The sequence below is a fragment of the Mesonia aquimarina genome, assembly GCF_003667275.1.
Taxonomy (GTDB): Bacteria; Bacteroidota; Bacteroidia; order Flavobacteriales; family Flavobacteriaceae; genus Mesonia; species Mesonia aquimarina.
Genome location: NZ_RCNV01000003.1, coordinates 95,367 through 120,940, shown reverse-complemented (window position 1 = coordinate 120,940; position 25,574 = coordinate 95,367). Strand labels below are relative to the sequence as shown.

At 37.9% G+C, this 25,574-nt stretch carries 25 protein-coding genes; 4 read left to right on the top strand and 21 right to left on the bottom strand.

All coding sequences use genetic code 11. The features are described from left to right. Positions 1–2: 2 nt before the first annotated feature. From D9R05_RS06005 to D9R05_RS05905, 21 genes are all read right to left on the bottom strand, one after another. The gene (locus D9R05_RS06005) at positions 3–1,505 is read right to left on the bottom strand and encodes a thymidine phosphorylase family protein (RefSeq protein WP_008616398.1); all 1,503 of its coding nucleotides are present in this window, start codon (positions 1,503–1,505) and stop codon (positions 3–5) included. 28 nt (positions 1,506–1,533) lie between these two features. Further along, a complete protein-coding gene (locus D9R05_RS06000; protein ID WP_121666317.1) occupies positions 1,534–2,910 on the bottom strand; it encodes an MBL fold metallo-hydrolase RNA specificity domain-containing protein in 1,377 nt (458 codons plus the stop codon). Between the two features lie 14 nt (positions 2,911–2,924). Continuing rightward, positions 2,925–3,179: a hypothetical protein gene (locus D9R05_RS05995; RefSeq protein ID WP_009778882.1), complete on the bottom strand. Its 255-nt coding sequence runs from the start codon at positions 3,177–3,179 to the stop codon at positions 2,925–2,927. Positions 3,180–3,217: 38 nt separating this feature from the next. After that, the gene (locus tag D9R05_RS05990) at positions 3,218–4,060 is read right to left on the bottom strand and encodes an ATP cone domain-containing protein (RefSeq protein ID WP_121666316.1); all 843 of its coding nucleotides are present in this window, start codon (positions 4,058–4,060) and stop codon (positions 3,218–3,220) included. Next, entirely contained in the window at positions 4,057–4,893 is an 837-nt protein-coding gene (locus tag D9R05_RS05985) for a universal stress protein (protein ID WP_117159490.1), read from the bottom strand. The genes D9R05_RS05990 and D9R05_RS05985 overlap by 4 nt, the downstream gene beginning before the upstream one ends. A gap of 22 nt (positions 4,894–4,915) precedes the next feature. After that, positions 4,916–5,689: an SDR family oxidoreductase gene (locus D9R05_RS05980; protein WP_009778885.1), complete on the bottom strand. Its 774-nt coding sequence runs from the start codon at positions 5,687–5,689 to the stop codon at positions 4,916–4,918. Positions 5,690–5,731: 42 nt separating this feature from the next. After that, complete coding sequence (locus D9R05_RS05975) at positions 5,732–6,721, bottom strand: 2-hydroxyacid dehydrogenase (RefSeq protein WP_121666315.1); 990 nt, start codon at positions 6,719–6,721, stop codon at positions 5,732–5,734. 3 nt (positions 6,722–6,724) lie between these two features. Then, positions 6,725–7,696, bottom strand: coding sequence for an ATP-dependent 6-phosphofructokinase (locus D9R05_RS05970; RefSeq protein ID WP_085767724.1), 972 nt, complete (start codon positions 7,694–7,696; stop codon positions 6,725–6,727). A 2-nt stretch (positions 7,697–7,698) separates the two neighbouring features. Further along, positions 7,699–9,039: a dicarboxylate/amino acid:cation symporter gene (locus tag D9R05_RS05965; protein ID WP_121666314.1), complete on the bottom strand. Its 1,341-nt coding sequence runs from the start codon at positions 9,037–9,039 to the stop codon at positions 7,699–7,701. A gap of 8 nt (positions 9,040–9,047) precedes the next feature. Beyond that, positions 9,048–10,109, bottom strand: a complete 1,062-nt coding sequence (locus tag D9R05_RS05960) for a class I fructose-bisphosphate aldolase (RefSeq protein WP_008616411.1) — start codon at positions 10,107–10,109, stop codon at positions 9,048–9,050. Positions 10,110–10,120: 11 nt separating this feature from the next. Further along, entirely contained in the window at positions 10,121–11,134 is a 1,014-nt protein-coding gene (locus D9R05_RS05955) for a type II glyceraldehyde-3-phosphate dehydrogenase (protein WP_008616413.1), read from the bottom strand. A 19-nt stretch (positions 11,135–11,153) separates the two neighbouring features. Beyond that, positions 11,154–12,500 (bottom strand): APC family permease, encoded by a 1,347-nt coding sequence (locus D9R05_RS05950; protein WP_121666313.1) that lies wholly within the window; start codon positions 12,498–12,500, stop codon positions 11,154–11,156. Positions 12,501–12,507: 7 nt separating this feature from the next. Continuing rightward, positions 12,508–13,863, bottom strand: coding sequence for an NAD(P)/FAD-dependent oxidoreductase (locus D9R05_RS05945; protein WP_121666312.1), 1,356 nt, complete (start codon positions 13,861–13,863; stop codon positions 12,508–12,510). Next, positions 13,860–14,321 carry a universal stress protein gene (locus D9R05_RS05940; protein WP_121666311.1) on the bottom strand — a complete coding sequence of 154 codons (462 nt, stop codon included), beginning with the start codon at positions 14,319–14,321 and terminating at the stop codon, positions 13,860–13,862. The genes D9R05_RS05945 and D9R05_RS05940 overlap by 4 nt, the downstream gene beginning before the upstream one ends. Before the next feature lie 12 nt (positions 14,322–14,333). Next, entirely contained in the window at positions 14,334–15,044 is a 711-nt protein-coding gene (locus D9R05_RS05935; RefSeq protein ID WP_121666310.1) for a lycopene cyclase domain-containing protein, read from the bottom strand. 18 nt (positions 15,045–15,062) lie between these two features. Continuing rightward, complete coding sequence (locus tag D9R05_RS05930; RefSeq protein ID WP_041579015.1) at positions 15,063–15,341, bottom strand: DUF5676 family membrane protein; 279 nt, start codon at positions 15,339–15,341, stop codon at positions 15,063–15,065. A 17-nt stretch (positions 15,342–15,358) separates the two neighbouring features. Further along, positions 15,359–15,577 carry an SHOCT domain-containing protein gene (locus tag D9R05_RS05925; protein ID WP_121666508.1) on the bottom strand — a complete coding sequence of 73 codons (219 nt, stop codon included), beginning with the start codon at positions 15,575–15,577 and terminating at the stop codon, positions 15,359–15,361. Positions 15,578–15,599: 22 nt separating this feature from the next. Then, positions 15,600–15,812: a heavy-metal-associated domain-containing protein gene (locus tag D9R05_RS05920; RefSeq protein WP_027884438.1), complete on the bottom strand. Its 213-nt coding sequence runs from the start codon at positions 15,810–15,812 to the stop codon at positions 15,600–15,602. 10 nt (positions 15,813–15,822) lie between these two features. Next, positions 15,823–16,050 (bottom strand): hypothetical protein, encoded by a 228-nt coding sequence (locus tag D9R05_RS05915; RefSeq protein WP_034892122.1) that lies wholly within the window; start codon positions 16,048–16,050, stop codon positions 15,823–15,825. A gap of 182 nt (positions 16,051–16,232) precedes the next feature. Further along, positions 16,233–16,814, bottom strand: coding sequence for a helix-turn-helix domain-containing protein (locus D9R05_RS05910; RefSeq protein WP_121666309.1), 582 nt, complete (start codon positions 16,812–16,814; stop codon positions 16,233–16,235). Positions 16,815–16,983: 169 nt separating this feature from the next. Beyond that, positions 16,984–17,406 carry an HYC_CC_PP family protein gene (locus tag D9R05_RS05905; RefSeq protein ID WP_121666308.1) on the bottom strand — a complete coding sequence of 141 codons (423 nt, stop codon included), beginning with the start codon at positions 17,404–17,406 and terminating at the stop codon, positions 16,984–16,986. A gap of 291 nt (positions 17,407–17,697) precedes the next feature. Here D9R05_RS05905 and D9R05_RS05895 point away from each other — a divergent pair, with 291 nt between their 5' ends. The 4 genes from D9R05_RS05895 (at position 17,698) to D9R05_RS05880 (ending at position 25,569) form a co-directional block, all read left to right on the top strand. Next, entirely contained in the window at positions 17,698–18,114 is a 417-nt protein-coding gene (locus tag D9R05_RS05895) for an HYC_CC_PP family protein (RefSeq protein WP_121666306.1), read from the top strand. Positions 18,115–18,248: 134 nt separating this feature from the next. Further along, positions 18,249–21,989, top strand: coding sequence for an efflux RND transporter permease subunit (locus D9R05_RS05890; protein ID WP_121666507.1), 3,741 nt, complete (start codon positions 18,249–18,251; stop codon positions 21,987–21,989). Then, positions 21,986–23,203, top strand: a complete 1,218-nt coding sequence (locus D9R05_RS05885; RefSeq protein ID WP_121666305.1) for a TolC family protein — start codon at positions 21,986–21,988, stop codon at positions 23,201–23,203. The genes D9R05_RS05890 and D9R05_RS05885 overlap by 4 nt, the downstream gene beginning before the upstream one ends. After that, on the top strand, positions 23,200–25,569 hold the full coding sequence (locus D9R05_RS05880) for a multicopper oxidase domain-containing protein (protein WP_121666304.1): 2,370 nt from the start codon (positions 23,200–23,202) through the stop codon (positions 25,567–25,569). The genes D9R05_RS05885 and D9R05_RS05880 overlap by 4 nt, the downstream gene beginning before the upstream one ends. Positions 25,570–25,574: the final 5 nt, after the last annotated feature.

Here is a 25,574-nt window from a genome sequence, read left to right as displayed (position 1 = left end):
CTTTAATTTATAGTTATGATGTCGTTATGGTTGTTTTCATATTCCAAGGCATAATTAAGTTCACCTTTGGATTCAGCATATATGGTATAAAGCAGTTGGTTCTCTTCGATTTGTTCTCCCAAATGCACATTTAGAAGAATCCCTGCCGATTTAGATTGTGGTGCTCCAGAAAGCTTGGCCAGTTTTGCAATTTTACGGTTATCAATTCGTTGCAAAACGCCTGACTTTTCAGCTTTAATTTCAATTTTATAAGGTGCTAAAACTGGTTTTGAAAATTGACCTTGCGCCTTACAAATGGCTACGAATTTTTCATATGCTTTTCCAGATTTGAGAATTTTATGTGCGGTTTCCTGTCCCTTTCCTTTTTCTACTTTTCCAGAAAGTTCTAATAGTTCAGTAGCTAAAAGCAATGCTCTTTCTGTTAAGTCTTTAGGTGCATCTTCCTCATTTTTCAAAACTTTTAATATATCTATGGCTTCTAAAGTTGGACCGATACCCCTTCCAACAGGCTGCGTGCCATCCGTAACTACAACTTTTACATTCAACCCAACAGCAGTTCCAACGGTTTCCATATGATTTTTTAGTTTTTCTGCCATTTCGGTACTGCGAACCTTGGCGGTTTCTCCCACGGGAATATCAATGACCACGTGAGTAGAACCAGCTGCTGCCTTTTTAGAGAGTACTGAAGCGATGAGCTGACCTTCGCTATCAATATCCAAGGCTTTTTCAATTTTAATGAGCACATCATCGGCAGGACTTAACTGCGCTGTACCGCCCCAAACAAAACATCCGCCTTCTTTTTCTACTACGGTCTTTATTTCCTCGGAAGAGAGCGTAACATTGGTCAGTACTTCCATTGTATCTGCTGTGCCTGCTGGCGAAGTGATTGCCCGTGAGGATGTTTTTGGCATAGTAAGCCCATACGCGGCAACAATGGCAACTACCAATGGTGTTGTCCTATTGCCAGGCAATCCGCCAATACAATGTTTGTCGACCACGATATCCTTGTTCCAGTTCAGTTGCTTTCCGGAAGCAATCATTGCTTTCGTTAGGTCGGATATTTCATCAATATCCATTCGGTCGCCAGCACAGGCAGTAATAAATGCCGAAAGGTGGATGTTGGAATAATCGCCTTCCACGATATCGGTTATGATGTTGTTATAGGCCTTATAATCCAGTTTTTTGTTATAGATTTTTGCCCTGACGTGGCTTAAGGATTCAATAGGCTCTAAATGGGAAACATATAATGTATCGTTTGGGGAAACATTGAGTTTTTTCGCAGCAGCATCTGATAGTCCGATTTCATTAGGCAACAGAATATCAGAATTCAGGACATTAAGACTTGCTACGATTGATGTATTTGCATTGGATATTCTTATTCGGGTAAGTGCCTCAAACCCTTCTGAAATACAGACGTGGCAATCTTCGCGCATATACACTACATTTTCGTTTTGGGTATAGATTCCGAGATGTTTATATTTTAATATGTTTGAGTGTGTGTCCATATTTTATTGGTTGTTGTGATTTTTCGATTTATTCTATTTCTTCGATAGTGTATAATTGCGGAATTTCTGCATCCCACCCATAAGTTTCCTTGATGCCTTTTTGCAATGCTTCCGCACTTTCTTTTTCACCGTGTACTATGAAAATGCGCTCTGGCGTATTTTTTATTTTGCCCATCCATTCTATAAGTTCTTTATGGTCTGCGTGTGCCGAAAGCCCTTCAATTTCTGCAACTTCCATATGAAACGGCACCCATTTTCCGTACACTTTCAATTCCTTATCACCTTCCAATAATTTTCTTCCCCGAGTACCTTCGGCCTGATAACCCACAAAGAGCAAAGTGTTGTTTGAATTTTGTGCTTGGGTTTCGAGATAGTTGAGCATTCTTCCGCCAGTAAGCATTCCGCTTCCTGCAATCACAATTTTTGGTTTGTTATCGGTTCGTAATTCCATAGTCTCGCGATAGCTGCTCACGACAGTAAAGTGTGAACACATTTCGTCACATTCATTCTCATCTAGTCTGTGCCAGTCCCTTGTGCGATGAAACAATTCCAATACACTAGCGCCCATTGGGCTGTCCATTATCATTCGTACTTTTGGGATTTTCTTCTCTTTCAATAATTTCCAAAAAATCACCATCATCAGTTGGGCGCGTTCTACCGAAAAACTTGGAATAAAAAGACTTCCACCTCTATTGATAGTGTCATTGACCAATTTTTCAATCTGCGGAAGTGCTTCTATTTCATCGGGATGAAACCTTCCACCATAAGTGGATTCAATGAAAAGCACATCCGCTTTTTTTGGTTTAAGGGGTGGATAGAGCAATAAATCATTGGTTCTACCAATGTCTCCTGAAAAGACAAAACGTTTTCCGTGCACATCCAACTCAATATAGGTTGCACCCAGAATATGTCCGTTGTATTGGAAGCGAGCCCTAATACCATCAAATAACGGAATCCATTGTGATTGTGGAATTCCTTTAAAGTGTGGGATAGTTTTTTCTACATCCTTTAAATCGTATAATGGTTCTGCGGGACTATGTTTGGAATAGCCTTCCTTATTGGCACGTTCGGCTTCTTGCTCCTGTATTTTTGCACTATCATTCAAAATGATTTTTGCAATGTCCAAAGTAGGATTCGTACCATAAATGGGCCCTTTGAAGCCTTGTTTTACCAATCTGGGTAAATAACCTGTATGGTCCATATGACCGTGGGTAAGCAAAACAGCATCAATATCACCTACATTAACAGGTGGGTACTCCCAGTTTTTAAGGCGTAATTCCTTTAACCCTTGGAAGAGGCCACAGTCTATAAGTATCTTTCTATCTCCTGTATCCACCAAATATTTTGAGCCAGTCACGGTGCCTGCCGCTCCCAAAAAGTGGATGTTTATTTTTTTGTTTTTCATCGTTATAGTATTTATTAATGTCCACCACAACAGGAAGGCGTATTTCCTTTGTCTTGGTTCGATTTGCTCAATTCCGCTATTTCGTTATATAGATTGCGGGAATCCTCTTTTATTACGAGTGCCAACTTCTTTACGGATTTAGGCTCGAAGTGTACCATACCCAATAATATTTCGAGGGCTTCTTCAAGTAGTTTAGAATCATCTTCCAATGCTTGGTAAAATGGCTCTAAATCTATACGGTTCTGTTCTTTCAGTTCTTCTGTTTTCATTTGTCCTATTTATTTAGATTAAAAATTTAAGTAGTGCTCTAATGAATTCCACATAATTCTCTTGAATCTTCGAGAACCTTTTTGTGTCTTGATTTTGGCACTCCTACTTGTTCTAAAATTTTTGGGGTTTCGTGAAGCTCTTTACAGAGTACGATGCCTTCATCTAATAATTTTGTTTTTTCAGCTTTAGTAAGTGTTGTTAAAGCGGTTAAGGGATGTAGCCCAGATTTATCTATTCTGTCCTTGAGACCATTTCCTCTTGGATAATCCCAACTGCTTAAAAGCATTCCAACACATTTCCCGTACTGAATGGCATCGGTTGTGAAACGCGTATTGGTGTACACACCTCCTTTATGAAGTTTAGCCTCGTGACCTTTTTGGTGTTCCCATTGCTTTTCTACGTCCAAAAACCGTGAATGGATATATAATGGGATTTTTACATTACAAAACCTACCTTGGTCGCTATGGTATTTGCATTCAATCATATAGTGTTTGTTTTCTTTTTCGGCGATTACATCAACTTCGTGTTGTACACAATTACCTTGAACAATAACATCAACTTCTGTATCAAAACCTTCGTGTGCCAATAGTTTGCCTACTAATTTTTCAAATGGAAAACCGGTTGGACCTAGTTCCATTAAAGCTTTTTTGAGCTTGTACTTTGAGGCACTTACACGAGATTTACGCTTAAGCATTTTAAATGCCATCTGATAGATTTTTTTTGTGGTAATTCCATCATAGAGTTGACCTTCGACTTGTTCAACTATTTGCTGAATTAATTCTTCGCTCGCTTGTGAACGCCTTAAGGAATTGATAAGCTTATCTACATCAAAGGCTACCACATCACCTGAATACTTTACTATGTTGATTGGATTTTTCATTTTTTAATATGTATGGTCATTACAGGTAGAGAAGAATGGTTTGTAACACCTTCGGCAATACTTTTTGAAAATAGGCTCAAAAATCCCGTTTTTCCGTGGGTGCTCATTGCAATTAAATCTGCGGGCTGATGTTTTAAAAATGTATTGATGCCTGCCTCTACGGAAGACTCATTATGGACGCTCATTGAGAAGTTCTTCAGATTGGGGAATTTTTCAAGAAATTCCTTTACAGGATTTAAGCCAAGCTCTATGCTATTAAAGTCAGTTTCTGTGTTTACTCGTAACAAATGGATTTTAGCATCGCATTTTTTGGCTATTGACAAGATTTCTTGAAATGGATGCGTGACATCCTCTTCAAAAGAAGAAACAAATAGAATGTCCTTGAAGGGAAACGTTACATCCTCTTCTTTGACAACGATAATGGGTGCATTGGCTTTTCGAACTATTTTTTCAACATTACTACCCGTAATTTCTCTAATGACACCTTTGGTTCCACTGCTGCCGGTAACGATGAAATCGTGATGGAAATGACCAGAATGTTCTAAAATATCTTTCTGTCCCGAATCAAATTGAAGAAAAGTTCGACATTTAAGACCTTCGTGCTCAGCCTTTTTTTCCAGTTCCCGCAATTTTGATTTAACGACTCCAATTTCCTTTAAAGTTTCGGGATACCTTTTTTCTTTTTGTTTATCCAGTTTTACCCAATCAACAGGGGTAGTCATTTGATGTAAAAAGTGTATCTCTGCATCGTATAGTTTGGCTATTTCGATACCAAGATTTGCTGCTTTAGTGCAGTTTTTCGAGAAATCGGTAGGTACGAGTATGTTTTTCATAATTTTAGTTTTATTGTTTTTCTTATTGGGCGGTATAGCCACCATCGATAACCAGTTCGGAACCGGTCATAAATTTGGATTCATCAGAGGCCAGATATACAACTCCGTACCCTATATCGTCAGGTTCTCCCAAATGACCAATTGGATGTAAACTTTCCAATTGTTTTTTGCCTTCTTCTACGTCACCTTGAGCCTTGAGAAAATTCTCTACCATTGGGGTCCAGATATAAGCAGGATGGATAGAATTGATACGGATGCCATAGCCTTGTTTAGCACAATGTAGGGCGGCAGATTTAGTGAAAATGGTAACACCGCCTTTACTTGCGTTATACGCAGGTAAATTGGGGTCACCGATAAGTCCTTCAATGGAAGAGAAGTTAATGATGGAACCACCTTCATCTGTTTTCCTCATACCTTTTATACCATATTTGGTGCCTAAAAAAGTGCCATTTAGGTTTATATCTATAAGGTTTTTCCAATCTTCAAGGGTTACATCTTCAACTGTTCCTCCGAGCCCTATTCCAGCAGAATTTGCTAAAATGTGTAATTTCCCATAAGTTTCAAGGGTAGTTTCAATAACGTTTTTCCATTCATCTTCTTTGGCAACATCTTGTTTAATGAATATGGCCTCACCACCGTCTTCTTTTATTTGTTGAACTACTTTTTTACCACCTTCTTCGTCTATATCGGACACGACTATTTTTGCTCCTTCTCGTGCCAATAGTTTAGCACTTGATTTTCCCAAACCAGATGCTCCTCCTGTGACAATGGCTACTTTATTTTTTACTCGTTTCATAATTTTAAGATTTAAGTGTTACTACTATTTTTTGCTTCTTAATCAAGAAACTTCGTTTCCTGAAACTTTGCCTTTTTCAAAACAATCCAGATTATATATTGTGGTTTCAGCAATATTTGTCAATGCAGTTTCGGTTAAAAAGGCCTGATGACTGGTAATTAAAACATTATTAAAAGTCATTAAGCGTGCAATGACATCGTCTTGCAAAATGTCATCGGAATGGTCTTCAAAGAACAATCCTTCTTCTTCCTCATACACATCTATTCCGAAATACCCAATTTTTTTAGTTTTCAATCCTTCGATAACAGCTTTGGTATCGACCAATCCACCACGACTTGTATTGATAAGCATTACGCCTTGCTTCATTAATGAAATATGTTTTGCATCAATCAAGTGTTTCGTTGAAGACGTTAGTGGTACGTGTAAGCTTATGATATCGGACTGCTTACAAATAGTTTCACAATTGGTATAGATTACATTGTAAAACTTGATTAAATTTTCATCCTCAATGACATCCTGAACAAGTATTTTACAACCAAAACCGTGTAGTATTTTTACCAATACAGACCCAATTTTTCCAGTCCCGATAACGCCGACGGTTTTTCCATTGAGGTCGAAACCGGTAAGACCGTTCAATGAGAAGTTTTGTTCGCGCACTCTATTGTGGGCTTTAATCAGTCTTCGGTTTAATGCAAGTATCAAAGCCATTGTATGTTCTGCAATGGCATAAGGTGAATAGGCTGGGACACGGGCCACTTTTATATTCAATTCAGCTGCTTTTTCTAAATCGACGTGATTGAAACCTGCCGAACGTAATGCGATAAATTTTATGCCTAGTTTGTGTAAAATATCCAAAACTTCCGAAGAGGCACCGTCACTTGAGAAAAGTGCTATGGCCTTTGAACCTTCTGCCAATAAGGCGGTTTCCTTTGTTAGCCTAAATTCCAGAAAATTCAATTGATGTTTTCCTTTATTAGCGTTTTCAATGGAAGGCTTATCGAATTTATGTGTGCTGTATATTGTTGTTTTCATAATTTATGTTCCAAATAGTTCTAAAAGTTCGTGCAATTCTTTATTGACCTGATGTTGCTTGACCACCTCATTAAAAGGGGTTAAGTGCAATTGATTGTTTAAAATCCCGATCATTACATTCTTTTTACTTTGTAAAAGCGATTTTACGGCTTCCACCCCAAGCCTTATGCCCAACATTCTATCCAAAGCAGAAGGATTTCCACCTCGCTGTATGTGGCCAAGCTTTGTTATGCGTAAATCGACATTGGGATTGACTTCCTTTATTTTTGAAGAAACAAGTTCGGCACCAATTTCGTCACCTTCAGAAACTACGATTAGAAAAGCATCCTCGCTATCGTAATTTTTCACCTTACCCAAAAGGTTAATAAAGTCCGTACCGCTCTCCGGAATTAATATGGCGTCCGCACCAACCATCAATCCAGAATGAATACCGATGTAACCCGAATCCCTTCCCATTACTTCAACAATGAACACACGGTTATGGGATTCGGCAGTATCCCTTATTTTATCAATATTTTCAATGGCTGTGTTAACTGCGGAATCAAAACCAAGGGTGTAATCCGTACCCGAAATATCGTTATCAATAGTTCCGGGAATCCCTATGAATGGGATATCGCATATCTCTGAAAAAGCAAGTAATCCTTTAAATGTACCATCACCACCAATGGCAATTAAAGCGTCTATTTTGTTTACATTTAGAGTTTGCAAGGCTTTTTTTCGACCTTCCAGTTCGAGAAAACGTTTGCTTCGGGCTGTCTTAAGGATAGTGCCACCCTTTTGGGTCAGTTTTTGTAATTCGTGTGATTTTAATTGAACCAAGTCACCGTCTATCAATCCTTCATATCCTTTTCGAAAGCCGCTTACGTTTATACCATTTACTTCAGCCGTTTTTGTAATGGCGTACAAGGCTGCATTCATCCCTGGACTATCACCTCCAGAGGTAAATACACCTATATGTTTTATAGTACTATCCATAGTTATAAAGCTTCTTTTTTAAGAATTTCAGTATTTTTTATACCATACAACCTATTAAAAACCATACAAGCTGTAAGGTCACCCGTTACGTTTACAGCAGTCCTGAACATTCCCAACAATCTTTCTACACCAATGATAATGATGATGCCTTCGGCTGGAATACCGACACTTCCCAAAACAGAAGCGAGTATCACCACACCACCTCCGGGAATGGCAGGTGTGCCGATTGAAGCAGCAACGATAGTTACAATGACCACAATAATATTGAGTAAACTCATTTCCAGTCCATAGGCTTGGGCTATAAAAAGGGTTGTTATCGTTTGATAAAGTGCAGTGCCATCCATATTGACGGTTGCACCTATGGGAATGATAAAATTGCTAATGGTCTTGTCCACCTTCAATTCTTCTTCGGCTGTTTGAAGGGAAAGTGGCATCACGGCCGCAGAGCTTGTGGTTGAAAAGGCCAATAATTGAACGTCCCTTATTTTTTTTAAGAAATGCATAGGGTTTGCTTTTCCAAGAAGCACAATTAGCCCTAAATAGAAAATTACCAAAAGTAATAGACCGAGCAGGACGACGCCAACATAATAGGTGAGACCAGATAGAGAACTTAAACCAACACTAGAGGTAAGCTGCGCCATAAGTCCGAAAACAGCAATAGGGACTAATAACATAGACCATTTTACCACCGTCATACAGACTTCCTGAATGGCACTTAGAAGCAGCTTTACTGGGCGCAGTAAATCATTTTCAAGAGATAGCACAGCTACACCAATAATGATTGTGAAAATCACAATACTTAACATTTCACCACTTACCATAGATGCCAATGGATTTTCAGGAAGCAGGTTTGAGATGGCATCAGGAATCGTTTCAACTCCGAAGGAAAGCTCGGGTTCATCAGTTGAAACTGCCGTAATTTCATTATGCTCTTTTAGTGCTTGTTTATGAAGAAAACGACCCGGTCTAAAAATTTGGGATAGTATCGTACCAATGCTAACCGAAACTATTGTTGTGCCCAAAAAATATAGTAAAACACCACCACCTAATTTTTTTAAACTGTCCTTATCATTACTTGCGATTCCTGTGATGATGGAAGCCACAATCAACGGAATCATAATCATTTGAACCAGTTTCAGAAATAGTACACCGGGCAATGCCAGCCAATTCCCCGCGATATCTGCTGTTTCTTTAGAAATCCATCCATTTTGTGGACTCAATAACAGACCAAATCCAACACCTAACAACAAAGCAATGATTACTTTAAGCCATAGACGGCTTTCTACCAGTTTAAGGAGGTAGTGGTTAAGTGATTTTAATGATTTTATCTCTGTGTCAAACATTCTGTTGATTATGCTACACTAATTTTATCGTCCAAATAAACTTCCTGAACAGATTGTAATACTTTCACGCCTTCGCTAAAGGGCTTTTGAAATGCTTTTCTTCCCATTATCAGCCCAGAGCCACCAGCCCTTTTATTGATGACGGCAGTTGTTACAGCTTCGGACAAATCTGATTTGCCTTTGGAACCACCACCTGAATTAATCAGCCCTATTTTACCCATATAGCAATTGGCTACTTGCAACCTGCAAAGGTCAATAGGGTGGTCTGTGGTAAGGGTTTTATACATTTCATCATCATATTTTCCAAATCCTATCTCTTTGAAACCAAAATTATTGGTTGGTAATTTTTGTTTGATGATATCTGCCTGTATCGTTACTCCAATATGATTGGCTTGTCCGGTTACATCGGCCGATGCGTGATAATCTTCTTTATCGGTTTTAAAAGCTTCATTTCGTGTATAGCACCATAAAATGGTAGCCATACCAAGATTATGAGCTTCTTCAAAAGCCTCTGCTATTTCTTTGAGTTGTCTGTTACTTTCCGCTGAACCAAAATAAATCGTAGCTCCTACGGCAATTGCTCCCATATCCCAAGCGGTTTTTACCTTACCAAAGAGTGTTTGGTCATATTTGTTCGGGTAGGTAAGCAGTTCATTGTGGTTAATCTTAACGATAAAAGGGATTTTATGGGCATATTTTCGGGCATTCAAACCCAAAACCCCAAACGTGGAAGCCACCCCATTACAACCGGCCTCAAGGGCGAGTTTTATAATGTTCTCTGGGTCGAAATAATCTGGGTTTTTATAGAATGAAAAGGCCGCGCTATGCTCAATACCTTGGTCCACAGGAAGGATACTTAAATAGCCTGTACCTCCCAGATTTCCGTTGTTGTACAATTGTGAAAGACTTCGAAGCACCTGCGGATTTCTGTTGCTACTGCCAAATACTTTTTCTAAACTATTTTTGCTTGGCACTTGCAATTCATCCTTTGTTATTTTTTCACAAACGTGTTCTAAATAGAAGTCTGCTTTTTCTCCTAAAAGTTCTACTATATTCTTGTCTGTTTTCATTTTGATAGTATTTAATGGATTCCTAAACTTTCATTTGTTTTGGCTATGGATTTTGTACCATCTGTTTCAATTCCAGTTAAAGCCCTAATAGCATCAATTGTTTCCGGGATTACAATAGCTTGGTTATCGACCACGTAGGCATAAAAGAGTTCGTCTCCCTGTACCTTCAGCATATCTTCCCATAGTGCTACTTCGTACATATCGCCCCAAGGCCTTCCCATATCCAAGAACATTTCCTTAATGGTATTGTTAGAAACCAGACCTTGGTCATATTGAATCAATTTAATACGGCTGGACGTTTTGAAAGCATTTAGCACTTCTTGCTTTGTCGCCTGTTTTTTCAATTTCACATTCCAATAGTGCAGATGGCTTAAGGTTTGCGGTACTTTTACTGCTGCGGTGATGACATCCAGTTCTGGGTCAACACTTTTAGCATCCGGACCTTGATGGCTTGGGATATCTTTTTCGGGAACCATCGTATTCATAATACCACCCAAATGACTTTCCCAAGGGTCTGTAGCTCTTCTTAAAAGTGTACCTCTGGCATAATCCAATAAATCGGCTCTTTTTAAAGCGGTCAAGGTTCTTAAAATAGACGTAGTATTACAGGAAACTACTCTTGTCGCATTCAAGTTTAGAGCTGATTTGTAATTATTTTCTGCACTAAAGGAATGCCCTGTGGTTTCGTGTTTTTCGCCACCGTGTAGAATAAATTTGATGTTTTGCTCCTTGTAGATAACGACATTCTGAGCGGCAATTTTTTTGGGTGTACAGTCCACAACAAGATCTGATTTCTTTAAAAGTTCCTGCATATCGCCTTTTACCGAAATCCCTTCAGATTTCATTTTATCAGCAGCATCTTTAGTTGCTGCATAAATGTCGTATTCCTTTCTTACGGCATTTTGAATTCGCCAGTCGCTAATGATATCACATACTCCCGAAAGCTTCATATCGTTTTGTAAGTTGATGGCATCTGCCACCCTTTTTCCAATGACTCCGTATCCTATAACTGCTATATTTTTCATATAAATTGATTTTTATTAATTATGTTTTATTGTTCGTAGTTTCCATTCCCATTGGCATATTACCTTCATCGTCTGTGTGTGAAATCATAAAAAGGCGTTCTGCAACAAGTATTAGAACAATCCCAATCGCTGCTACGATAAGCACCAAAGGATCGTTCAGATATTTTATATAAAGAAAAGCTGCCAATACCGCAATGTCCAATACGATGGCTATTAATGGGATGATAGGCTGAAAAACCACTTTGTTTTTAAGGTGACGGAACAGCCCCCAATGGATAGCGATATCCATAATAAGGTAAAAAATAGCCCCAATGGATGCTATCCTTGTCAAATCGAAAAGCACGGTCAGTAAAATGGCGAGGGAAGACGTGAATATTAGTGCTGGATTTTTTAAGCTACCAAGTTTGGTTAAAGAAGGCACCTGTTTCATATTGCTGAGCATTGCCAACAAGCGTGAAGAGGAAAAGATACTGGCAATGACCCCAGAAACCGTGGCAATAATGGCAATGCCAATGGTAATCCAGGAACCCCATTCCCCAAAAACAGGTTTTGCGGCGGCTGCAAGGGCATAATCTTTAGCTTCGATTATTTCAGGAATGCTTAAACCTCCCGCAACAGCTAATGCCAAGGCTACATATATCAGTGTGCAGATAAGTATGGAAAACACGATAGACCTACCAAGATTTTTATGCGGGTTTTTAATATCGGCCCCTTGGTTCGTGATAGTGGTAAAGCCTTTATAAGCAAGGATAGATAACGCCAAAGCGGCCACAAATCCGAAGCCTTGTGGTAATGTCTCAGTATTTTTGGGAATATAGTTTCCCGTAATATCGGCAAAACCTGAAATTGCAAGGCCGGCAATAGCTAAAATTGCTATTCCCACTACCTTTATAATAGCGGTAAATGTCGCGGTGGCACCAATAACCTTATTGCCCAGGATGTTCACTATATAAGCAACAACAATTAGCCCAACACCCAGGGTAGAGGCATAACCTGCATAGGACTCGGGAAATAGTCTCAACGTATATGCTCCAAAAGTGCCCGCCACCAGACTTTCGGAAACTACCATTGATACGTACATCAGCAAAGAATAAAACCCTGTTGTTGTTCCAGGTCCATAGGATTTGTTAAGGAATTTAACCACACCTCCAGACGATGGAAAAGCATTTGAAAACTTGACATAGGAATATGAGCTAAAACCCACCACAACAGCACCTGCAATAAATGCAATGGGAAATAGATCACCCACCAACTCTGCTATTTGCCCCATAAGGACAAATATGCCAGCACCAATCATTACGCCTGTACCAAGAGATATGGAACCTATTAGGGAAAGCTTATTATTTTTATCTGTGGTGTTTTTCATTTCAAAATTATTTTGTTCTGTTTTTAACCGAAGATTTCGGTTTAAAGTTTCTAATAATCAGGCGGTTGCTCTTTTCATAAGTGAAATAACTTACCGCCCAATTAAAACCAACCATCAATCTATTTCTAAATCCACTTATGGACATCAAGTGAACAACGGACCACAGCAACCAGGCGAAATAGCCTGCAAATTTAAATTTGCCCAAATCGGCAACTGCCTTGCGTTTTCCTACAGTGGCCAAGGAGCCTTTGTCTTTATATTCGAAAGGTTGTGTGGGTTTATTATTTATGAGGTTTAATATAGAATTACCCAGATATTTTCCTTGTTGAATTGCTGCCTGCGCCACCTGTGGATGCCCTTTGGGTCTTTCTTCAGAAATAAGCGCAGCTATATCGCCTATGGCAAAAATGTTTTCGTAGCCTTCTACTTTTAAATTAGCATCGGTTTTAATCCGGTTGCCCCTGACTATGTGTTTTTCATCAATACCATTTGGGAATTGTCCTTTTACGCCAGCCGTCCAGATAAGATTTTTAGCCAAAATGGTCTTACCACTTTTGGTAGTGACTTCGTTGCCGTCATAATTGCTTACAGCTTCATTTAATAATACCTTTACATTCAAATCCTCTAAATATTTGAGGGTTTTCGATGATGCCTTGTCTGACATTGTGCCTAACAACTCATCAATGGCTTCTATTAGATAAATATTCATAATGGAAGAAGGGTACTCTGGGTAATCTTTGGGAAGGATGTATTTGCAAAACTCTGCCAAAGCTCCTGCCATTTCTACGCCTGCTGGACCACCACCTACTATTACAAAATTTGTCAGCGCGTCGCGTTCTTTATCATCACAAGTAATAGCTGCCTGTTCCAAATTTTGCAACATCATATGACGGATGTTGAGGGAATCGCGAATATCCTTCATCCCCAAACTATTTTCGGCCACAGAATCCATCCCAAAGAAATTGGTGGTCGTGCCAGTAGCCAACACTAAATAGTCATAAGAAACACTTCCCTTATTGGTCAATATAGTATTTGAATCAGGTTGAATTTCCTCAACTTCAGCCAAACGAAAGAAAACATTTTTATAGCCATTGATTTGTTTTCTGAATGGAAATACAATACTGTCAGGCTCCAGGGCACTCGTTGCCACTTGATATAATAAAGGCTGAAACTGATGGAAGTTATTTTTATCGAGTAAAACCACTTGAACTTCTTTGTGTTTCAGTTTCTCAACCAATGCCAAACCTGCAAATCCTCCACCAACGATAACCACACGAGGTAATTTAGTATCGGGAAGACATATCTCATCTGTTATCTTACAGGTGGATTCCAACGGAATGCTATGTGTTTGCTTTTCTTTCATTTTTTATTTCTATCTCTTGCAATCAGTACTGAACATTTGGCATTTGTGGTCAAATATTGGGATACAGAGCCCAATACTAAGCGTGAAAGTGCACCGTGACCCTGAGAGCCTACTACAATTAAATCTGCACCCCAATTTTCTGCTTTTTCATTAATAGTACTTTTGGGCAGGCCACTAACAACACTTGTGGTTATGGTAAGTGCCTTGTTTTCGGCCTTGATTTTATCGAAAGCTTCTGAAACGATTTTGTTTCCCAATTTTTGAGCGTTACTTCTAATTTCTTCTATGTAATTTCCTATCTTGCCGCCCATAGTATGCAATCCCAGACCGGTTGTTTTAGGAAGTTCATAAACATTTATAATATGAATTTCACTATTTGAGGATAGGGTCATTTTTATAAGTTCGTGAATGGCTACTTTACTGAAATCTGAACCATCTATGGCCAATAATATTTTCATAATTTGAATGTTTTAGTTGGTTGACATTTCTTTCGATTTTATAAGTTTTCTCCAATACAAGTGTTCATATAATCCAGACCAATACATACCAAAGGTGAAAGCGAACAGTAACTCTTCAATTGGGATTCCCAAAACAAGAATATGGGTCAGGTTGTCTAGATTCCAGTACAGCTCCACATATTGCGGATAAAACGGAAGGATGCTTCCGAAATAAATGAAGTACAGTATGGTAAACAAGATTCCTCCAACCCATATCTTTCCTTTTAAATCTGGGCGACAGTACAATGTTGCCAAACCACCAAAAAACATTGCAATGATGCCACAATAGATGTGGTTAAGCGTGGTGAAAAGACTAAATATGACGAATACAATGGCTGGAACAAAAAGTATATAAATATGTAGCTTATGTCTTTGGTGGCTCCGTTCGGTATGAGGCATATCTATATAGCCTTTTTTGAATATCAGATTATACAATACCGCCCCTATTCCGCCAATGGCAAAAGAGAAGATAAGGCTCTCAATATCAAAACCTGTTCTTTCCGCTAAATGGAATAAGGAAGGTGGCATCCAATATTCTGGTACAAATAATGGTTCTGTTAAACCAAAGGGCATCGTAATAAGGCTCATTTTGAGCATTTCTTTTCTATACCCCTTTTTTGACAAATAGATTATTGCCCAAAGAGCAAGAATTATAAGAGACCATATGAACCAGACATATTGCATAAATTTTATTTTACTCTCTTATTTTTTGACTTTTATTTGCGCATTATAAAAAGCCGCAATACAGGCACCTATTAGCCATCCTAAAATGAATATCTGTACTATTCCCAAACCAGCTTCCCATAGTGGCACATCCATCCTGATAATGCTTGTGGTATCTAAACCGTGCAATAGGCTGTTGAAAAAATCGATAGTGGCTTCTCGACCTGCTGTTGACATAACTATCATACAGCCTAAGTAAATTAGTGCCGCCGTAAGACCGAAAGCAAATCCGAGTTTTTTTACGTTTAATCGATACATAATTTTAAAGTTTTGAGTTAGTTGTCTGATTTTAATAATTTTTTGGATTCCTCAAATTCTTCCTTTGAAATTTCGCCCTTGGCAAACCTGTTTTTTAGGATGTCCAATGGCTTTTCTTTTTTTGGTTTTTGGTATGGGATATCAGTTGGGATAAAGAAAATCCAAATGATAAACGCCATCCAAATAATCCACCATATCAGGTGCATACCTCCGAAACTTCCGTCGTGAAAAAACATAATTTTTGATTTTAAGTTACTTTTATAGTTTTTCAATTGTGTAACCCTCAAGGTTGCTGAGTTGTTTTTGTAATTCATCTACTGAAAGCGTTTCCTTCATAGTGATGATTGTAGCTCCTTTTGGTGCCAGAAAAATTTCTGCCTTTTCAATCTTTGGATGTTCTTCCAATGTCTTTTTGACCCTGCTAATGCAGCCGCCGCAACTAATACCATTAATTTGAAATTTTCGTTTCATAACATAAATTTTAGTGATGTTGTCCTTCTTTTTTTTTATCCTTCTTTTTTAAGTTCTCATTGGACAATCCGTGCGTATGGCTCCCGTGCCGCATGGGCATTAACAAGTGTACTGCGAACATTATTATAATAAATGCAAAAAGCCAGGTGCCACCACCAATTCCAATAGATGGTGCTAAAAAGATGAGTAAAAGCGGCAGTCCACAACCGAGGACCATCCATAACCAGTGATTTTTCATTGTTTTTTATTTTAATTAATGTTTATTCCTCGCCTTTTTAAGACCTGAACTGGCTTATGTTGTAATTGGGGGATTATCAACACAAGCCTTAGGGAGTTCAGGCTTTAGGGTTTTTAATATTATAATTAACACGAAAGCTATCTGTTTTTATGCTACTTCATCTGCATAACTTTCGTTGTTATTTATATAATTTCATCATAGAAATTTCGTTTCCATTTTTCTGTGTTTTTGTAATCGGTCATACTCATTCCCACCACTTCCTTAAACTGTCTAGACAGGTGGTTGACACTACTGTAGTCCAATAAACATCCTATATCTGAAAAGGAATGTTGTTTAAGCTGAATGAGCTCTTTGACTTTTTCTATTTTTAATTTGATAAAGTACTTTTCAATGGTTGTCTGTTGATTTGCTGAAAACAATCTGCTCAATGTCTTGTAATCTTTATGAAGTCTTGAAGCCAATAGTTCAGATGTTTTTACCTTAATATGTAACGGTAGCTCTTGCAATTGTTCTATTAGAATAATCTTGATTCTTTCTGTGAGCATTTCTTCTTCATTCTGAACAATTTCAAAATTATTGGCGTGAAGCACAGTTGTAACAGCTTCGACAATTTCATTGCTGGTTTTTTTTGGTGCTTCTACCAATAATCTTCCTAATTCTAATGAAAGCACAGTAACTCCCAATTCTTGTAGTTCTTGCTTAATAACTTTTAAGCAGCGGCTACAGACCATATTCTTAATCCAAAATTCTTTGGGTCCTTTCATAATAATCGATGTATTGCTATTAGGCATTTTGCCAAATAGTTTGAATTTTCTTAATAGTACAAGGTTAATAGTGTTGTTGAGAATTGGGTACAGCAACATTTAGCCAGAAGATGTTCTTTGGCTATAATAGAGGATACAGATTGATATGTTCAATCTGCAAGGAAGAAAATCAAATTAAGTAAGTCTCGTAAAGAGTTTGTATGTCCTTGGATATCAAGGGCGGCCTATATTGTTTAAAAGGAACTATATTTTTTTCAAGCCCTTCAAATAAATTTACATAAACGTAAAAAAAAGTATTAAGGAAAATTACGGTTTCGGCCTCAAGTTTTGTATTAGCCTTTTTAATGGTGTCATTTCCAGTTTTTACAAAAGATTCATTACTACAACAGTCTTTTTCTTGTAACGTAGTGCACTGCTTTAACGGTGAATCTTTCTGTTGAACCTTTTCTGTGCAGGTTTTTGCTTTGTTCCAAACAGCTATATCTACCAATTGATTACAACAAAAATGCATATCTACCGTAAAAGAAGAGGTAGAAAACAGTATTAAAACTGCTAAAAAGAAAGACAATATTTTAGTAAAAAATGTTTTCACATTGTAAAGTTAATAAATTTTGATTAACATTAAAGGATTTTGGAAAATAAAATTAAACTGTTCAATTATTTTATTATCAGTTTTTTACAAAAAAACAACAAAATTAATCAGTACAAATATAATTCTAAAAGTTCAACAGAACTATGATTTATATCATATAAAGGAAGCTGCAAAAGAATTTTATTTGCAAATAATATTTAAGCGGTTTCGTGCAAAATAAACATTGATAAATCAAAAAAAATTGTTAAATAAACAAATTGAGATAAATTTTTTTATAAATTTGCAACATTAATGAAAAAGATTTTCTACAAAATATCATCTTTTAGTATAGCACTTATCGTGCTATTGTCAACAGTTTCTTTTACTATTGATAGTCATTACTGTGGCGATACTTTAGTGGATTCTTCTTTATTTGGGCACGTTGAAACTTGCGGAATGGATAAACAACTATCCAAAAATGATTGTCAAAGTGAAGTTCAGGATGATTCCTGCTGTTCAGATAAGCAATTAGTTGTTGAAGGTCAGGACGACCTGAAGATGTCTTTTAACACCTTAAATTTTGAGCAACAAGTCTTTGTTGTCTCTTTTGTACATTCTTATATCAATCTCTTTGAGACTCTTGATTCACACATTGTACCATTTAGAGATTATGCGGTTCCCTTTCTCATACGGGATATACAAAAACTGCACGAGACGTATTTAATTTGATTTTAAACAGTTTCCGATAATTATCGGAAAGATTTGCTCTATGGTTACTTCCATCTTGGGCTTACTTTGTTGTGTTTAATGTTTTGATTTTATCAAGATATTATTCGATGTATAACTATTTAATAATCATTGTAATGCTGAATAAAAGCATCAAATTTTTAATCGAGAACAAGCTAGTAGCCGTTCTACTACTTACACTTTTTATTGCTTGGGGAGTCGTAAACGCCCCGTTTGAATGGAATACAGGCTCACTTCCTCGAGACCCTGTTGCCGTAGATGCCATACCAGATATTGGCGAAAACCAACAAATTGTATTTACTAAATGGGATGGTCGTTCCCCTCAAGATATTGAGGATCAAATTACTTATCCTCTAACCACATCGCTTCTTGGTATTCCAGGGGTTAAAACAATACGTAGTTCATCTATGTTCGGGTTTTCGAGCATTTATATCATTTTCGAAGAAGATATTGAATTTTATTGGAGCAGAAGCCGAATACTTGAAAAATTAAACTCATTACCAGCCGGACTTCTACCAGAAGGCGTTAATCCAGCTCTAGGTCCCGATGCCACAGGATTAGGGCAAATATATTGGTACACCCTTGAGGGACGTGATAAAGATGGTAATGTTACAGGTGGATGGGATTTACAAGAATTAAGAAGCATTCAAGACTTCTACGTGAAATATGCGTTGTCATCTGCGAGTGGCGTTTCAGAAGTGGCTTCCATCGGCGGATATGTTTTGGAATATCAAGTGGATGTTAATCCCGAATTAATGCGGCAATACAACATAGGCTTGAGTGAGGTTGTAAAAGCAGTAAAACAAAGCAACAAAGATGTTGGTGCACAAACGCTTGAAATCAACCAAGCTGAATACCTTATAAGAGGATTGGGTTATATTAAGAAACTATCTGATTTAGAAAACGCGGTAGTTACTTCAAAAGATTTTACATCCATCCGTATAAAGGATATTGCGAAAGTAACACACGGTCCTGCTACAAGAAGAGGCTTATTGGACAAGGAAGGAGCCGAGGTTGTTGGTGGTGTTGTAGTGGCTCGTTATGGGGCCAATCCTATGGAAGTCATCAACAATGTTAAAGAAAAAATAAACGAGTTAAGTTCTGGGCTTCCATCAAAAACATTAAGCGATGGGAGGACTTCGCAATTAACCATCGTACCCTTTTATGACAGAACAGAACTAATCCAAGAAACCTTGGGCACACTTGATGAAGCGCTAACTTTAGAGATATTGATTACCATTTTTGTGATTATCATAATGGTCTTCAATTTAAGGGCTTCCGTATTGATTTCCGGATTATTGCCTGTTGCGGTTTTGATGGTCTTTATTTCTATGAAACTGTTCAATGTAGATGCAAATATTGTCGCCTTATCTGGTATTGCAATTGCTATTGGAACTATGGTCGATGTGGGCGTTATCCTTTCGGAAAATGTCTTGCGGCATATTGATGAAAATGAAGAAAAGCTACCTATGAATACGGTAGTTTATAATGCGACTGCCGAAGTTTCTGGCGCCATCTTAACGGCAGTAATGACCACTATTATTAGTTTCATTCCTGTATTTACTATGATTGGTGCAGAAGGGAAATTGTTTAGGCCATTGGCATTTACAAAAACGGCAGCACTCACCGCATCTCTTATTGTTGCCCTATTTTTAATTCCACCATTTGCGGCCTATTTATTTAAAAAGAGAAATTTAAAAACTTCTTTTAGTTATATGCTAAATGGAGCATTGATTGTTTTTGGCGTTTTATCTTTAATTTTAGGCTATCCGCTTGGATTAATATTAGTTGCATTTGGCGTTGTTGGCTTCCTTTCACTAAAGGAAAAGATTACGTCAAAACGCGCCAACATCATCAATATATTTGTTTCGGCTTTTGCTATCATATTCCTATTGGCGGAATATTGGAGACCACTGGGAGTAGATAGAAGTATCCTTATAAACTTAATCTTCGTTGGTCTTATCTGTTTTGGTCTTTTGGGTGTATTTACACTTTTTAGAAATTATTATGTTCGAATATTAAATTGGGCATTACGCAACAAGCTGTTGTTCCTTTCTGTACCTACAACCATCGTAATTTTTGGAGTTATGATTATGAATAATACAGGTAAGGAATTTATGCCGTCACTTAATGAAGGTTCTTTTTTGTTAATGCCCACATCAATGCCACACGCCGGCGTTGAAGAAAACAAACGCGTATTACAACAATTGGATATGGCAGTAGCCAGTATCCCAGAAATTGAAACCGTAGTCGGTAAATCTGGGCGTACAGAATCAGCATTAGACCCTGCACCGTTATCGATGTATGAGAATGTTATTCAATATAAATCTGAATATATTTTAAATGAAAATCGCAAAAGACAACGCTTTAAGGTAAACGAAGACGGCTTATTTGTTTTAAAGGATGGCAGTTTAGTAACCAACCCTAATAGCGAAATTGAAGTAGAAGATGATGACTATAAAGCCTCAAAAATTACAGACCCATTCTCTGTGACAAGTTCACAGCTAATACCAGATGACGATGGAGAGTACTTTAGAAATTGGCGACCTGAAATTGAATCGCCAGACGATATTTGGAAAGAAATCGTAAGGGTTACAAAGCTTCCAGGTGTTACTTCTGCACCCAAGCTACAGCCCATAGAAACACGCTTGGTGATGCTACAGACTGGTATGCGAGCACCTATGGGGATTAAGGTAAAAGGACAGGATTTAAAAGAAATTGAGGCGTTTGGGGTACAATTGGAAGATATCTTAAAACAAGCAGAGGGTGTAAAGGATGAAGCAGTTTTTGCCGACCGTATTGTGGGGAAGCCATACCTACTTATAGATATTGACAGAGAACGACTTGCGCGCTATGGCATAACCATAGAGCAAGTACAGCAAGTTATACAGGTTTCTGTTGGTGGTATGGTGCTTTCACAAACAGTAGAAGGTAGGGAGCGCTATGGTATTCGTGTACGCTACCCAAGGGAATTACGCGCAAATCCAAACGATTTAAAAGATATTTATGTGCCTGTAGAAAAAGGAAGTCCGGTTCCGTTAAGTGAGTTGGTCACTATTAGATATGAGAAAGGACCACAGGTTATAAAGAGTGAAGACACTTTTTTAGTAGGCTATGTCCTTTTTGATAAATTAGATGGTTTCGCCGAAGTAGATGTGGTGGAAAATGCCCAAGCCCTTATTCAAGAAAAAATTGACAATGGCGAATTGACCGTTCCAAAGGGTATCAATTATCAATTTACGGGAACGTATGAAAATCAGTTACGAGCAGAAAAAACATTGAGCGTGGTAGTACCTCTGGCTTTGGCTATTATTTTTCTAATCCTATATTTCCAGTTCCGTTCTGTTGGAACGTCATTAATGGTCTTTACTGGAATTGCTGTCGCCTTTGCGGGAGGTTTTTTAATGATATGGTTCTACGGCCAAGATTGGTTCTTAAACTTCAGCTTTTTCGGAGAAAATTTACGAGACCTCTTTCAAATGCACACCATTAATTTAAGTGTCGCTGTATGGGTTGGTTTTATTGCTCTATTCGGTATTGCTACCGATGATGGCGTAGTAATGGCTACCTACCTTACGCAAACCTTTGACAAAAACAAACCTAAAGATAGAAAAAGCATTAGGGCATCCGTAGTTGAGGCAGGAGAAAAACGTATCCGTCCGTGTTTAATGACAACGGCGACAACTATTCTTGCTTTGTTGCCTGTATTAACATCAACAGGTCGAGGGAGTGATATAATGATTCCAATGGCTATTCCTTCTTTTGGTGGGATGTTAATTGCACTTGTAACCCTATTTGTTGTGCCAGTTTTATTTAGCTGGAAAGAAGAATTTCAATTAAAACGAGCTACAAAATGAGATATATAATTTTAATAGCACTTGTTTTTTTCGCTTTCGCGGAAGTAAATGCACAAGATTTAGCATCCTATATTCAGGAAGCTGAAAAGAACAATCCAGAAATCCAAGCTTTTGAATTGCGCTACAACATAGCGGAAGAAAAGGTAAATGAAGCAGATTGGTTACCAAATACAGAGATTGGCGTAGGCTACTTTGTGAGCGAACCAGAAACCCGAACAGGGGCGCAACGTGCACGTTTTTCAGTAAAGCAAATGTTGCCTTGGTTTGGAACCATATCAGCAAGGGAAAACTATGCTTCATCAATGGCCGAAGCCCAATTTGTTGATATAGCGATTGCAAAAAGAAAACTTTCGTTATCAGTATCCCAATCCTATTATAAACTCTATGCCATAAGTGCAAAACAGGGTATTCTGGATGAGAATATAGAACTTCTGGAAACCTATGAACGCCTTGCATTAACCTCTGTAGAAGTGGGAAAGGCATCAGCGGTTGATGTACTTCGCCTTCAGATAAGACAGAACGAGTTGATTCAGCAGAAAGAAGTGCTGGAACAGGATTATTTGGCGGAGCAAGCGCTCTTTAATAATCTTTTGAATCGTGATGAAAATATTGCCGTAGAGGTCGTAAAGCAGATGATAATTCCCGAAGAAGATGTGTTTATTTTGACTGACAATCTACAGCTTAACCCAGAACTTATCAAATACGATAAATTATATGAATCTATCGAAGAAGCCGAATTATTAAACCAAAAAGAGAGTGCGCCCAATATCGGTTTTGGTTTGGACTATGTGCCTGTGTCAGAACGTCCAGATATGAATTTTTCCGATAATGGTAAAGACATTGTGATGCCTATGGTTTCTATTTCAATTCCCATTTTCAATAATAAATATAAGTCAGTGACAAAGCAAAATGAATTGAAACAATTGGAAATAAAATCACAGAAAGAAGAGAGGCTCAATAACCTTGAAACACGTCTTGCACAAGCTATTTATAATAGAAATACAATGAGAATTAAGTTTAATGTACAAACAGACAATTTAAAGCAGGCGAATGACGCCGAAGAAATTCTCATTAAGAATTACGAAACCGGAACTATAGATTTTAACGATGTGCTCGATGTACAAGAATTGCAGTTAAGGTTTCAAATCAATTTAATCGAATCTAATAGAGGGTATTATACAGAATATGCCATCATAAATTATTTGACAAAATGAAAACAATAAAAATTATTACGCTATTACTTTTCACAACTTCAATTTTTGCCCAAGTAGGCACAAACGGAAATGATAGAAAGGAAGATGGGCGACCTGTTAAGGAGTATAACCTTACCATTGAGGAAAACGAAATGACACTTGGAGGTGTTACTGCCAATGCAATGACCATCAATGGAGGTATCCCTGGGCCTGTTTTGGAATTTAATGAAGGAGACCTTGCTATAATCAACGTAACCAATAAAATGGATGAAGAAACTTCAGTGCATTGGCACGGATTGATACTTCCCAATTTTTACGACGGGGTTCCATATTTAACTACCCCACCGATTGAGCCAGGAACAACCTTCCAATACAGGATTCCAATCAACCAATCGGGAACATATTGGTACCATTCCCATACAATGCTTCAGGAGCAAAAAGGAGTGTACGGTTCCATCGTTATTCAGCCCAAAGAAAAAACATTGGACTACGACAAGGATTTAGTGGTAGTTCTTTCGGATTGGACAAACGAAAAACCAATGAATGTATTACGTAACCTTAAAAGAGGAAACGAATGGTATCAAGTAAAAAAAGGAACAGCAGTACCTTTAAGTAGAGTAATAAAAGAAGGTGCATTAGGAGCACAATTCAAATTTTGGCGGGACAGAATGGAAGGTGCAGATATTGCAGACATTTATTATCCCGCATTTTTGTCCAACGGTAAAAAACTGGCAGAGTATCCAGAATTTACGGCTGGCGAAAAAGTAAGGCTTCGCTTCATTAACGCATCGGCTTCTACCTATTATTGGATGGACTTTGGCGGAGGTAACCCAATGTTGGTTTCCAGTGATGGTGTTGACGTGCAACCCGTTTCCAAAAGCAGATTTCTCTTTGGCATAGCCGAAACGTATGATGTAATTGTAACTATTCCAGAAGGAACTATTGAAATTACCGCAACCGCTCAAGATGGTTCAGGTCATACCTCTATACAGTTAGGTAATGGCACTCTTTACCCAGCCAAAAGAATTGATAGACCTGATAAGGTAGCGATGATGAAGCAAATGGCTAAAATGGATATGAAAATGGGAGCACCTGCAATGGTTGGAAACAAGAAGAAGAATACACCCGAAGTTTTAATGCAGAAGTACGGAATGAAGATGAATATGAAGGACGGCGAGATGAAAATGGGGAACGATAAGATGTCGATGAAAGATGGCAAAATGAATGACCAAATGGATATGAAGATGGATGATACAATGGGAATGAAAAAAGACTCGATGTCAATGAGCCATAATGGAGCATCAAATAAAATGGAAGGTCATATGCACAATATGCCAATGATGCAGAAGGATTCTACTTCTTTTGATTATGAGGAGCGAAAGACATACTTCAACTATGATTTTTTAGAGGCAAAAGAAAAAACTGAATTTAAGGCAGATTTACCAGTAAATGAAGTGTTGCTTAACCTAACAGGTAATATGAATCGCTATGTATGGAGTATGAATGGGGTTCCATTATCAGAAACCGATAAGATAAATATAAAAGGAGGCGAGGTAACCAGAATTACATTAAATAACCTGACTATGATGCACCATCCAATGCACTTGCACGGTCATTTTTTCAGAGTCATTAATGAAAAAGGAGAACGTTCCCCATTAAAGCATACCGTGAACGTACCACCAATGCAGAAAGTTATTATTGAATTTTATAACGAAGAGTATGGCGATTGGTTCTTTCATTGTCACGTATTGTACCATATGATGGGTGGTATGGCAAGAGTGTTTAGTTACGATACCCCAAGGGATGATAGAATGAAAGATTATCCAGTTCAGAAACTTATCGATGAGACAGACCATTATTATTCGTGGGGATTGGCTCGTGCAGGTTCAAATTTTAATGAACTCTTTTTAACGTCGAGCAATATCCGAAATGAATTTGGTTTGAGAACAGAGTTCGATTACGACCAAAATCTTGAAGCCGAAATAAGTTATAATAGGTATCTGAACGATTGGGTACGTGTTTATGCAGGAGTAAATACCGAAACGTCAACACCAGATTCTTACGATACATTTAATACCGTAGGATTGGTTGGTGTAAAGTATTTTACGCCTTATAGATTTAATGTAGATGTGAGTATGGACCATCAGCTACGCCCAAGAATACGTTTGGACAGAGAATTATTGATTTTTCCAAGAATTTTTTTGGAAGGCGAATACGAATACAGAGCAGATTTTGGATGGGTCAATGATTTAGAGAATAATAAATCATTTGAAAGCGAAACACAATGGTTGGTAGGGGTTGCATACATTCTTTCGCGCAATTTTTCAATCCAAGCTAACTACAATAACCGATATGGATTGGGTGGTGGACTATTAGCAAGATTTTAAACAAC